Annotated in this window: 10 protein-coding genes; 5 read left to right on the forward strand and 5 right to left on the reverse strand. The window is 64.3% G+C overall.

Annotation, left to right across the window (positions count from 1 at the left end):
• Positions 1 to 72 precede the first annotated feature (72 nt).
• Positions 73 to 1,458, reverse strand: a complete 1,386-nt coding sequence (locus tag Q8Q53_RS09455; protein ID WP_305701521.1) for a short-chain fatty acyl-CoA regulator family protein — start codon at positions 1,456 to 1,458, stop codon at positions 73 to 75.
• A 155-nt stretch (positions 1,459 to 1,613) separates the two neighbouring features.
• Here Q8Q53_RS09455 and Q8Q53_RS09460 point away from each other — a divergent pair, with 155 nt between their 5' ends.
• A complete protein-coding gene (locus Q8Q53_RS09460; RefSeq protein ID WP_305701522.1) occupies positions 1,614 to 3,209 on the forward strand; it encodes an isocitrate lyase in 1,596 nt (531 codons plus the stop codon).
• Positions 3,210 to 3,317: 108 nt separating this feature from the next.
• Here Q8Q53_RS09460 and Q8Q53_RS09465 read toward each other — a convergent pair whose 3' ends face one another.
• From Q8Q53_RS09465 to Q8Q53_RS09475, 3 genes are read right to left on the reverse strand one after another with little or no spacing between them, the layout of a single operon-like run.
• The gene (locus Q8Q53_RS09465; RefSeq protein WP_305701523.1) at positions 3,318 to 4,859 is read right to left on the reverse strand and encodes an MDR family MFS transporter; all 1,542 of its coding nucleotides are present in this window, start codon (positions 4,857 to 4,859) and stop codon (positions 3,318 to 3,320) included.
• A 9-nt stretch (positions 4,860 to 4,868) separates the two neighbouring features.
• Positions 4,869 to 5,951, reverse strand: a complete 1,083-nt coding sequence (locus Q8Q53_RS09470) for an HlyD family secretion protein (protein WP_305701524.1) — start codon at positions 5,949 to 5,951, stop codon at positions 4,869 to 4,871.
• On the reverse strand, positions 5,944 to 6,396 hold the full coding sequence (locus tag Q8Q53_RS09475) for a MarR family winged helix-turn-helix transcriptional regulator (protein WP_305701525.1): 453 nt from the start codon (positions 6,394 to 6,396) through the stop codon (positions 5,944 to 5,946). The genes Q8Q53_RS09470 and Q8Q53_RS09475 overlap by 8 nt, the downstream gene beginning before the upstream one ends.
• A gap of 110 nt (positions 6,397 to 6,506) precedes the next feature.
• Here Q8Q53_RS09475 and Q8Q53_RS09480 point away from each other — a divergent pair, with 110 nt between their 5' ends.
• A complete protein-coding gene (locus Q8Q53_RS09480; RefSeq protein ID WP_305701526.1) occupies positions 6,507 to 7,409 on the forward strand; it encodes a helix-turn-helix domain-containing protein in 903 nt (300 codons plus the stop codon).
• Here the strand turns inward: Q8Q53_RS09480 and Q8Q53_RS09485 are convergent.
• Positions 7,369 to 8,862 carry an acetyl-CoA acetyltransferase gene (locus Q8Q53_RS09485; RefSeq protein ID WP_305701527.1) on the reverse strand — a complete coding sequence of 498 codons (1,494 nt, stop codon included), beginning with the start codon at positions 8,860 to 8,862 and terminating at the stop codon, positions 7,369 to 7,371. The genes Q8Q53_RS09480 and Q8Q53_RS09485 overlap by 41 nt on opposite strands.
• A gap of 96 nt (positions 8,863 to 8,958) precedes the next feature.
• Here Q8Q53_RS09485 and Q8Q53_RS09490 point away from each other — a divergent pair, with 96 nt between their 5' ends.
• The 3 genes from Q8Q53_RS09490 to Q8Q53_RS09500 are packed head-to-tail and all read left to right on the forward strand — an operon-like array spanning position 8,959 to position 12,261.
• Complete coding sequence (locus Q8Q53_RS09490; RefSeq protein WP_305701528.1) at positions 8,959 to 10,053, forward strand: acyl-CoA dehydrogenase family protein; 1,095 nt, start codon at positions 8,959 to 8,961, stop codon at positions 10,051 to 10,053.
• Entirely contained in the window at positions 10,050 to 11,270 is a 1,221-nt protein-coding gene (locus Q8Q53_RS09495) for an acyl-CoA dehydrogenase family protein (RefSeq protein ID WP_305701529.1), read from the forward strand. The genes Q8Q53_RS09490 and Q8Q53_RS09495 overlap by 4 nt, the downstream gene beginning before the upstream one ends.
• 13 nt (positions 11,271 to 11,283) lie before the next feature.
• Positions 11,284 to 12,261 (forward strand): nitronate monooxygenase family protein, encoded by a 978-nt coding sequence (locus Q8Q53_RS09500; RefSeq protein ID WP_305701530.1) that lies wholly within the window; start codon positions 11,284 to 11,286, stop codon positions 12,259 to 12,261.
• Positions 12,262 to 12,293 lie beyond the last annotated feature (32 nt).

Consider the following 12,293-nt stretch of genomic DNA (forward strand, 5'->3'; position numbering starts at 1 on the left):
CGTTTGATTTGCCCGCAACCAACCACCTAACCCCGTTCGTGTCGAGCGAAGCGGGGCGCGGAGCGAGCAATTTCAGTCGTTGTCGAACCCGAACGGCGCGGTATCGCGGCGGAAATCGTCGGGCAGGATTTCACGGCCCACCGGCGGCACGGCGCGGGCGGTGCAGGCGGGGCGGTTGCACAAGCGGCAGGTGACGCCGATGGGGGTAGGCTCAGGGGCGATATCGCTGCGCGCGTAAGCGATTTTCGGTGCGTGTTCGGCGGCGCAGGCCAGCGCAATGGCGCGGGTGACGGCTGGCCGGTCAAACGTGCCGCCCCCCGCGCGCACGGTCCGTGCGATCGAGAAGAACCGCTGGCCGTCGGGCAGTTCCAGAAACTGCGTGATGACTTCGCCCGGCGTGCGGAACACCGAATGGACGCTCCACAGCGGACAGCCGCCGCCATGCGCCGCGAACGGAAAGCCCGCGCCGTCCAGCCGCTTGGACACGTTCCCGGCCTGATCTACGCGGATGAAGAAGAACGGAATGCGCAGCATCCCCGGCTTGTTCAGCGTGGTCAGCCGGTGGGCGACTTGTTCGAAGCTGGTGCCGAACTGGCGGCTCAGCGCCTCGATGTCATAGGCCCGGGCCTCGACCGCGCGGGCGAACCGGTCATAGGGCATCAGGATCGCCGCTGCGCCGTAAGACGCGAGGGCGCGCCGGACCAGACTGGTGGCGGTCGGGCTGGCGAATTCCTCCGCCCGGACGATGGCGGCGATCTCCTTGCGCAGCGCGGTATAGGCGATGTGCGTGGCGATCTGGAACGCGCGGCTGGCGGCGTCGAGCGTGTCATCGATCAGCAGTTGCTCGTTGTGCCGGTCATAACGGCGCAGCGCATCCATCATCACGTCGGGCGGCAGGAACCGCACGCGGACGCCGGTCGTACTACGCAGCCATTCCGCCGCGCTGCCGGCCTTGGCAATTTCGGCGGCGATCTCTTCGGCGCGGGTATCGATGGCGTGGAAATAGTTGCGCTGGCTGGCCACGAACCGGCGCGCTTCAGCCACGGGATCGGAGGCGCCGGGGGCATCGCGCTGTTCGGCCAGCGCGCGCTGTTCCTTGGTATACGCGCCGTGCAGCCGCAGCAGCGCCTCGCTCACGCCGGGAAAGCTGGAGGCGAGGTCGGCGATTTCCAGCGCGGGCAGGTCGATATCGGCAAAGATCGGATCGCGCAGCATGTCGGACAGGCGGCGGGCGTAATCGTCGCTGTCTTCGCCTGCGAAATCGGCCAGGTCGAACTTGTAGCTTTTGGCCAGCCGCAGCAGCAGGTCCGCCGTCAGCGGGCGCTGGTTGCGTTCCAGCAGCGCGACATAGCTGGGCGAAATGCCCAGATCGCCCGCCATCGTCTGCTGGGTCAGTCCCAGTTCGCGGCGCAGTCGCTTGAGGCGCGGACCAAGGTAAAGGGGGCGGGATTCGGCCATGAGCGCCATTCTGTCATTTCTGCACAACTTTACAAGGAAAAGGTGTAAAGCCTTACAGGCTGACTCCGCATGACCTTTCGGGGCGCAGCGCGGCGCGGCATTGGGCGTCCCACAGATCGTGCCCCGCTGCGGGGCAAAAGCCAAGGGACAGTGTAATGACCTATCAGCAGACCATCACCGAAGCCGGTCAGGAAATCGGCCGTTTCCAGCAGACCTGGAACGGGATCGAAGCTGAATCCGTGGCGCGGATGCGGCTCCAGAACAGGTTTCGGACCGGGCTGGATATCGCCCGCTATACCGCGAAGATCATGCGTGATGACATGGCTGCCTATGATGCCGATCCGGCGGCCTACACCCAGTCGCTGGGTTGCTGGCACGGGTTCATCGGCCAGCAGAAGATGATTTCCATCAAGAAGCACTTCGGCAGCACCAAGGGCCGCTACCTCTATCTGTCGGGCTGGATGGTCGCCGCGCTGCGTAGCGATTTCGGCCCGTTGCCGGATCAGTCGATGCACGAAAAGACCACCGTGCCGATGCTGATCGAAGAACTCTACACGTTCCTGCGTCAGGCCGATGCCCGCGAACTGGGCATGTTGTTCCGCGATCTCGACGCTGCCCGCGCCGCCGGGGATGAGGTCAAGGCCAAGCAGATCAGCCACGCGATCGACACCCATCAGACCCACGTCGTGCCGATCATTGCCGACATCGACGCGGGCTTCGGCAACGCGGAAGCGACCTACCTGCTGTCCAAGCAGATGATCGAAGCCGGTGCGTGCTGCATCCAGATCGAAAACCAGGTGTCCGACGAAAAGCAGTGCGGCCATCAGGACGGCAAGGTTACCGTCCCGCATGAAGACTTCCTCGCGAAGATCCGCGCGGTCCGTTACGCATTCATGGAACTGGGCGTCGAAGACGGCGTGATCGTGGCCCGCACGGACTCGCTCGGCGCGGGCCTGACCAAGCAGATCGCCTTCACCCGCGAAGCTGGCGACATTGGCGATCAGTACAACAGCTTCCTCGATTGCGATGAAGTCGATCCCGCCAACCTGGGCCACGGCGATGTGCTGATCAGCCGGGATGGCAAGCTGATGCGCCCGAAGCGGTTGCCGTCGAACCTCTATCAGTTCCGTCCGGGCACCGGCGAAGACCGCTGCGTGCTCGACAGCATCACCTCGCTTCAGAACGGCGCGGACTTGCTGTGGATCGAAACCGAAAAGCCCCACATCGCGCAGATCGCGGGCATGGTTGACCGCATCCGCGAAGTGATCCCGAATGCCAAGCTGGTCTACAACAACTCGCCCAGCTTCAACTGGACGCTGAACTTCCGCCAGCAGGTGTTCGATGCGTGGACGGCCGAAGGCAAGGACCTGTCCGCTTATGACCGGGCCAGGCTGATGAGCGTGGATTACGACGGCACCGATCTGGGCAACGAAGCCGACGAACGCATCCGCACGTTCCAGCGCGATGCCGCCGCGCGCGCCGGTATCTTCCACCACCTGATCACGCTGCCGACCTACCACACCGCCGCGCTCAGCACCGACAATCTGGCGAAGGAATACTTCGGCGATCAGGGCATGCTGGGCTATGTCAAGGGCGTCCAGCGTCAGGAAATCCGTCAGGGCATCGCCTGCGTGAAGCACCAGAACATGTCCGGCAGCGACATTGGCGACGATCACAAGGAATACTTCGCCGGTGAAGCCGCGCTCAAGGCCGGCGGGTCCGCCAATACTATGAATCAATTTGCGGCCTGACGCCGCGGGGGAACCAGTTCGCGGCCTGACCGTCGCACAAACCATCCTGGGGAGGATGCATTGGCCCGTCGCACTTCGGTGCGGCGGGCCTTTCGCTGCTGGCACCGTTCAGGGCCTTGGCAGCGTGACCTTGCGCATCAGCAGAACGATCGGCACCGCTGCCAGCGTCACCCACGCCATCGCGTAGAAATCGTTGATATAGGCGACCATCATCGCCTGCCGGGTCACTTCGCCATCGATCATCCGCACCGCCGTTTCGCCGACGGCCTGGAACCGGTCGATCGTGGTGATGTCGATGGCTTCGGTGAACGATCCATCGACATGGGTGGCCAGGTCCGCATGGCTGATCTGCACGTTGCGGGCGAACAGCGTGGTGCAGATCGAGATGCCGACCGATGCCCCCAGCGACCGCGACAGGTTGAGCAGACTCGCCCCTTCGGTCCGCATCGTCGGCGGCAGCGTGGAAAAAGCGGCGTTGTTGAGCGGGATGAACACCAGCCCCATGCCCAGCCCCTGGATAACCCCCGTCACCAGGATGTGCCAGCTGTCCACTTCCAGCGACCAGCCCGACATCATCCACAACGATATGCCCGCCAGCAGGAAACCCAGCATCATGATCGGCCGTGCATCGACCCCCCGGCGCACCAGAATGCCCGATACCTGCATGGAGATCAGCGTGCCGACCCCGCGCGGCATCAGTGCCCAGCCGGTGTCGATCACGCTGTAGCCGAACAAGTGCTGCATCATCGGCGGCAGCAGCGCCATGGATGCCATCATCACCATCCCGACCACGATCATCAACAGCAGCGACACCGCAAAGTTCGGATCGGCAAACAACTCGCGCCGGAACAGCGGATCGCTTGTGGTGGTCAGGTGGATCATCCCAATCCAGGTCGCCGAAACGGTGATCGCGGCGTAGATCCAGATCTCGAGAGATTCGAACCAGTCGAGATGATTGCCCCGGTCCAGCAGCAGTTGCAGCGATCCCAGCGCCAGCGCGACCAGCGCAAAACCGAACATGTCAAACCGCCGTTCGCTCCTGGGGCGGTCGGGCAATTCGGCAATCAGGATCACCAGCGAAACGATCCCCAGCGGCAAGTTGATGTAGAACACCCAGCGCCAGTTCCACTCCTCGGTCAGCCACCCGCCCATGATCGGGCCAAGGATCGGGCCGATCATCACGCTCATCCCCCACAGCGCCATCATCTGCGGCTGCCGTGAAGGCTTGGTGCTGTCGATCATGGCGGCCTGGCTAAGCGGGCTGATGAACGATCCGGTGACCCCCTGCAATGCGCGGAATATGACCATGCTGGTCATGTTCTGCGCCATGCCGCACAGCATGGACGAGATGATGAACCCCGCGACTGACCAGATGAACAGCCGCCGCGTGCCGACGCGTTCTGCCAGCCAGCCGGTGATCGGCATGGCAATGGCGGCGGCGACGATATAGCTGGTCAGCACCCAGTTGATCGTATCCGCATTCGCCCCAAGCGATGTCTGCATATGGGGCACCGCAACGTTGGCGATCGTGGTATCGAGGATCTGCAACAGCGCCGCGATCATGACGCCCAGCATCATCAGCCTGTGGTTGCGGACCGGATAGAGCGGAACGTCCGCTTCGGTGGGCAGGAGGGCGGGGGCGCTGGCCATCGGCGCAGATCAGCGCTTTACGGTGTCGTCGATCAAGACCTTCACCTTGGCCGAAAGTCCCGCCAGCAACGGACGCGGGCTGGCGTCGTCCAAGGCAATGCGCACCGCCACGCGCTGGGTCACTTTCACCCAGTTGCCGGTCGCATTCTGCGCGGGAAGCATCGAAAACTCGCTGCCGGTTCCGGCCCCGATCGAGGCGACATGCCCGTTCAGCGTGACATCCGGATAGGCATCGAACCTGATCTCTGCCCGTTGGCCGGGGCGCATGCGGTCGAGATCGGTTTCCTTGAAGTTGGCTTCGACATAGCCGCCCTGGCTGGCGACGATGGTAACCACCGGCAGTCCGGAAATCGCCTGCTGTCCCACCAGCAGGCGGCTGGCCTGTGACAGACGCCCGGCGATCGGCGCGCGCACGTCGGTGCGGCGCAAGTTGAGCTCTGCGGCGGCACGCTGCGCGCGGGCCTGCGCGACCTGTGGATTGACGCCGGGAACCTGCGCCCCGGTAGCCAGCCGGGCTGATGCTTCGCGCGCCTTGGCCTGGGCAAGGTTCAGTTCCTCGCGCGCTTGCTGCACCGTATGTTGCGCAGCATCGAAGGCCGCCTTGGTGGTGAAGCCGCGCTCCATCAACGCTTGCTGGCGGACAAAGTTTGACTGGGCAAAAGCCACGCTTTCGCGCGCGGCGGCAATATCGGAACCCGACAGCGCACTGGCGTTCGACAGCGCAACCACATTGGCCTGCGCCGCAGCAATCGCCGCATCGGACTGCGCAATCTGCAACTGATAGGGTTCAGGATCGATCTGGAACAGCAGGTCGCCTGCTTTGACCGTCTGGTTGTCACGCACCGCGACAGCGATGATCCGTCCGCTGATTTCCGCGCTGACCGATACCTTGTCCTGTTTGACATAGGCATTGTCGGTGGACACCTGACCTTGCAGGCTGAGCCAATACCAGCTGCCCGCGGTCAGGATCAGCACCGGGACGGACAGCATCGCCAGCAGTCGCCCGAAGTGGCGCTTGGGCGGCGGCGCGGCGGCGTCAGTGTTCGGGACGGTGTCGTCGCCAGCCGGGAAAGTGGGGTCTGCTTCAGCCATTGGCGCTGGTCCGATAGGCGGGGGCGGGGTTGCCTCCCAGATTCATCCGCACGCGCTCCAGCGCATCGGCCAGCGCGTTGCGCTCGGCTGGGTTCAGGCCGGCTTGCATGTCAGCGTCCAATTGTTCGACGCAGTCACGCAATGCTTCGATCAGCGGGCGGCTGCGGTCAGTCAGGTGGAGCTGCCAGGCGCGGCGGTCAGCCGGATCGTGGCGGCGCTCCAGCATTCCGGCTTCCTCCATCCGGTCCACCATCCGGCACAAGGTGATCGGTTCCACATCCAGCCGCTCGGCATAATAGCCTTGATTTTCGCCTTCGCTGACGGACAGCACCAGCAACAGCCGGGCCTGCGGGCCGGTCACGCCCAGCGTCCGCACCCGGTTGTCGAACGACCTGCGCAACAGCCGCGAGCTGTCACTGATCAGATAGGTGGTCGGGATGGTCATCGCCGCACATTTAGTAAGCGCACTTAGAATGTCCAGACTTAATGTAACTGTGTATTGTTGGCCCGTCCGGGCACTTGCACTTTTCGATCATTCCGGCAAAGCATGAGCCCATGGCTCAACCCACCCGGCAGATCGCGGAATTTGCTCTCTACGGCGACAAGCAGGGCGCGATTGCGCCCGAGTTCGTGCATGTCGAGCCGATTTCCGAACGGTCGAGTCTGTATGAATGGACCATCGCACCACATTCGCATCCCTGCATATTCCAGCTGTTGCTGATCACGGACGGGGCAGGGGCGTTGGCCGATGGCGAGGGGGAGGCGCCGCTCGGCCCCGGGATGCTTGCGCTTGTGCCAGGCGGAATCGTCCACGCGTTCCGGTTCGCGCCCGATACGCAAGGATGGGTGCTGTCCGTGGCCGATGCGCTGCTGGATGATCCCCGGATCGCGGCATTCCGGGTTTCCGGGTTGGTGCGTGGCGGCAAGGCGCTGCGCCTGCCGGTCGCGCCGCTGACGGCCCGTCTGCTGGAACGCCTCCATGGTGGCCGGGGGCTGCCCGATGCCGCCACACTGGCCGCACTGGCGCTGTTGCTGGCGCTGGTCGAGGAATCCGCAGCGGCGCTGGCTGCCGCGGCAACCGGGCCGGTCGATCACCGCATCCTGCTGGTCCGCCGCTTCACCGCTCTGGTCGAGGCGCGGTTCCGCCAGCATTGGCCGATTGCGCGCTATGCCGCAGAGCTTGGCACCACGCCCCAGACCCTGACCCGCGCCTGTCGCCGGGTGACCGGCAAGTCCCCCGGCGACATTGCCCTTGACCGCCTGCTGCGCGAAGCGATGCGCGCGCTGACGTTCACGGCGGGGGCTGTGGCCCAGGTTTCAGAGGATCTGGGCTTTGCCGACCCGGCCTATTTCTCGCGGTTCTTCAAAGGCCGGGCGGGAGTGGAGCCATCACGCTTCCGGCGTGACCGCGGGTGGTTCAGGCAAACGCCCACAAATACAGCGGATCGGCCGCGCTGATGACGCCAGCGGCTCCCACCGGGTCGCTGTCCTCAGCCGTCAATCGCGCCAGCGCGGCGGTTTCGCTGCCCGGAACATGGCCCAGGGTGCGCTTGCCAGCGGGCGTGCGCGCCACGACGACGCCCGATCTGGGCTGGCCGTCCCGGCCATAGAACACGGTGTAGGTCTCAATCGTGGCAGGTCCGGCATATGTCCGGTCCTGTTCCGGAATGGGCCCGCGCAGCCGATCGGCCTCGGCCTGGAAATCATAGCTGCGGGGGAAGCTGGCGGCCGCGATGGGCTGGCTCGACACGACGATCGAATGGTTGTGCGTGGCGAACCCGCCGTTGGCAAACAGCAGTCCCGTGCCGGGCTGCGCGCGCAGCTGATCGACCATGCTGGCGACCGCGTGACTCATGTAATTGCCGATCGGGCCGCCGCCGAATGTCAGCCCGCCGAACACGGTCGCGGGCTTGTCCAGCGGCCAGTCGATGATCCGGCGGGCCAGCTTGGGAATGCAGGGGAAGCAGCTGTACAGCTCGACCGTATCCAGATTGCCCGGTGCAACCGCGTTCAGTTCCAGCGCGCGGCGGATCGATACTTCCATGCTGGCGCTGTGGTCATAGGTGTCGCGTTCCAGCCAGCTGTCATGTTCATGCGCCGCTGCGCCGTTGCCGACATAGATCCACTTCGCTTCCGGTATGCCGCGCCGCCGCGCTTCGCCGACGCTGGTGACGATGAACGCCGCGCCCTGATTGACCGCCGCGTTGGCGACCTGGAACTTGGTGTAGGGAAAGGCAATCGGGCGGTTGCTGTTCGATGGTGTGACAATATCGGACGCGCTGACCGGCTTTCTGATCCACGCGTTTTCGTTCGCGGCGGCGACTTGGCTGAACGTGCTCCAGATTGCGCCGCTTTCGGCCTGCGCCTGCGCCAGCGTCTGACCCAGGCTGTGGCGCAGCGCGTTTTCATAGAGCGGATAGACGTCAACCGGCGCGACCAGTCCGTGGCTTTGCGCGTAGCCCAGCTGCTTGCGGTGTGCAGCCTGGCGCAGCGCATCGGGTTTCTGCCCGTCCGCCGCCGCCGCAGCGGCGCGCGCGCCAGCGGTGCGCAGGGCTTCGGCCCCGGCGATGATGGCAATGGTGGCTTCGCCCGCACCGATCCGGTTGGCGGCTTCGTTCAGCAGCATGACCGGACTGTCGCCGTTGGGGCCGTGGCTCTGAAACATTTCAGCCGGGGTCGCACCAAGCCGCGCGGCCAGCGGCGCGCAGGCATCGGCGATGTCGGGAAATGCAATCTGCTTGATCACGCCCAGATAGTCGGCATCGGCCAGCAGGCTTGCGCCGGCGTCCGCTTCGGCCTGTTCCAGCGCGGCCGCCATCAGCTCGACCGGATCGCGCCCTTCGACCGGATTGGCCGGACGGTCGTTCACCTGACCCACGCCGACGATCACCGGCAGCCGTTCATCCAGCATTGCATTTCTCTCCCTTGCGTTCCGACTTAACCTAGCGCATTGCCAAAGTTAATCGAGCGATTAAACCGTGAATCGGAAAAATGGAGAGAATCGTCCATGTCGATACTGTATGACGAAGGCCAGCAAGCCATCGCGACCGAATCGCGGCGCGTGCTGGATGCACGGGTCGGTAAAGACCGCTTGCTCAAACTGCTTGAACAGGTCGGCGAATATGACCAGCCGTTCTGGGATACCGCGGTTGAACAGGGCTGGACCGCGCTGGCGATTCCGGAAGAACATGGCGGTTTGGGGCTCGGCCTGGTGGAACTGGGTCTGGTGGCGCTGGCCACGGGCGCGGCAACCGCTGGCGCACCGTTCCTGACGGTGGGTTATGGTGCGGCTCAGGCGCTGATTGGTTCGGGTCAGGCTGATTTGCAGGCCGCTTGGTTGCCGAAACTGGCCGCTGGAGAAGCGTTGGCGACTGTCGCCTTTGCCGAGGGCAACGCACCGTTGCCGCCGCTGCCGACCACCATTTTCGCCGGGGGCAAGCTGTCCGGCGCGAAAGAAGGCGTGACCGGCGGGCTGAAGGCCGATTTCGCCATCGTCTGGGCGGCCCACGAAGGCAAGCCCGCGCTGGTGCTGGCCGAGCTGAAGAACGCCGCGCGAACGGCGGTTGAAAGCTATGATAATTCAAGGCTTTATGCAGACATTGCGTTCGCAGGCGCACCCGCGACGCTGCTGGCCGAAGGCGACTCTGCACTGGCGCTGGCGCGTGATGTGCTGGCCCGGATGGCGGTTGTGACTGCGCATGAGCAAGTCGGCGGAGCCGAGGCGCTGCTGTATATCGCCCGCGATTACGCAACCACGCGCCGCGCGTTTGGCCAGTTTATCGGCGCGTTCCAGTCGATCAAGCACCGCATTTCGGAAATGTACGGGCTGGTCGAAATCGCCCGTGCCAACTGCATCCACGCCGCTGCCAGCGAAGGGAAGGACAACTTCCTGATCGCCGCTGCCGATGCGCGGATTTCCGCGACGGACGCTTATGACACCAATTCGCGTGACTGCGTGCAGATCCACGGCGGCATCGGTGTAACGTGGGAACAGGGCCTGCACCTGCACATGCGCCGCGCGCGCAGTCTGGCCGTAGAGCTGGGCAACCTCTACTATTGGGAAGATCTGCTGGTTGAACAGCTGACGGGAGTGGCCGCATGAGCGATCTGGAAGCCTATCGGGCCAAGGCACACGCCTGGCTGGAAAGCATGAGCCCCAAGTATGGCCGCGAAGCGCGCCGGGGCATGACGGTTGAACAGGAACTGGCGCTGGGGCGCGAGTTTCAGGCGCTGAAGTATGAAGCCGGTTATGCCGGCATCAACTGGCCCAAGGAAATCGGCGGGCAGGGCCTCGGCCATCTCGAAAAGATCACCTATGATTCGGAAGAAATGCAGTTCGGCATGCCGACCGTGTTCTTCGGGATTTCGCTGGGGATGCCGGTGCCGATCCTGATCCGGTTCGGGCAGGGCGCCAACGGCGAACACAACGAATGGGTCAAGGAACGCGTGGTCAAGGCACTGCGCGGTGAGGAAATCTGGTGCCAGCTGTTCTCCGAACCGGCAGGCGGGTCTGACCTTGGCGGTCTGCGCACCCGCGCCGAACCCGATGGCAACGGCTGGAAGATGAACGGTCAGAAGGTCTGGACCAGCTGGGCGCAGTATTGCGATTACGGCGTGATCGTGGTCCGCACCGATCCGACGGTCGAAAAGCACAAGGGCCTGACCTATTTCTGGGTCGATATGAAGGCCAAGGGCGTCGATGTGCGCCCGATCAAGCTGGCGGGCGGCGACAGCCACGTCAACGAAGTGTTCTTCGACGATGTCCGGATGGAAGATTCGCAGCGGATGAGCCCGGTTGGCGGCGGTTTTGGCGTGGCGCTGACCACGCTGATGATCGAACGCTATATCGCGACCGACAGCGGCGGGTTCGGCCCGCATCTGGATGTGTTCACCGATCTGGTGAAGGGGCTGGAGATCAATGGCAAGCCAGCGCTGGCCGATGGCCGCGTCCGTTCCGCCATTGCCCGCAACCATGCGATGCGCGGCGGACTGGATTCGATCACGAAGCGCGCTTTCCAGATGATGCAGGCCGGGATGGAACCGGGGCCGGAAGGATCGTTGCAGAAACTGGTCGCGGTGCGCAGCCGTCAAAAGCTGTCGGAACTGGCGATGGACTTGCAGGGCAATCTCTCGCTCCACTTCGATCCGCATGCTTATGTGAAGGAAGACTGGAGCGCGAGCTGGCTCAATGCGCCGACTGGCCGCATCGCCGGCGGCTCGGACGAAGTCCTGCTCAACACCATTGCCGAGCGCGTGCTTGGCTTGCCGCAGGACCACCGTCCCGACAAGGGCGTGGCATTCAATCAGATCCCGGCCTGAGGAGGGGAAACCAATGGCTATCAAGACCCGGATTACCGAACTGCTCGGCATCGAGCATCCCATCGTTCAGGGCGGCATGCAGTGGGTGGGCACCGCCGACATGGCCGCTGCCGTATCCAACGCGGGCGGCCTTGGCATCATCACCGCGCTCACCCAGCCCAGCCCGGAAGCGCTGTCGGCTGAAATCGAACGCTGCAAGGGCATGACGTCGAAGCCGTTCGGCGTGAACATCACGGTGTTCCCGACGATCAACCCGCCTGATTACAAGGCCTATGCGCAGGCCGTGATCGACGCCGGGGTGAAGGCGGTGGAAACTGCCGGGACGCCCGCCGTGCGCGAAATCTGGGAGCAGCTCAAACCCCACGGGATCAAGATCCTGCACAAGTGCACCGCTGTCCGTCACGCCTTGTCGGCGGAACGGGCCGGAGTCGACGTGATCTCGATCGACGGGTTCGAATGCGCCGGGCATCCGGGGGAAGACGATATTCCGGGCCTGATCCTGATCCCGGCCGCAGCCGACAAGGTCAAGATCCCGATGCTTGCCTCAGGCGGGTTCGGCGATGGGCGCGGTCTGGTGGCCGCACTGGCGCTGGGGGCTGACGGCATCAACATGGGCACGCGGTTCTGCGCGACGGTCGAAGCGCCGATCCACCAGAACTTCAAGCAGGCGATGGTCGACAACGACGAACGCGCCACCGCGCTGATCTTCCGCAGCTATCGCAACACCGCGCGCGTCGCGAAGAACGGGATTGCGCAGGCCGTTGTCGCCGCCGAGGCCGAAGGCAAGCCGTTCGAGGACGTTGCCAATCTGGTCAAGGGCGTGCGCGGCAAGGAAGGTCTGGATACGGGCGATACCGAACATGGCATCTGGACCGCCGGAATGGTGCAGGGCCTGATCCACGATATCCCCACCTGCCAGGAACTCGTCAGCCGCATTGTCGCGGATGCCGAAACGATCATGCGGAGCCGTCTCAGCAGCATGCTGGGCTGAACCGCGAATATTACGCCATAAAGGAGAACACC

Source organism: Novosphingobium sp., from assembly GCF_030699305.1.
Taxonomy (GTDB): domain Bacteria; phylum Pseudomonadota; class Alphaproteobacteria; order Sphingomonadales; family Sphingomonadaceae; genus Novosphingobium.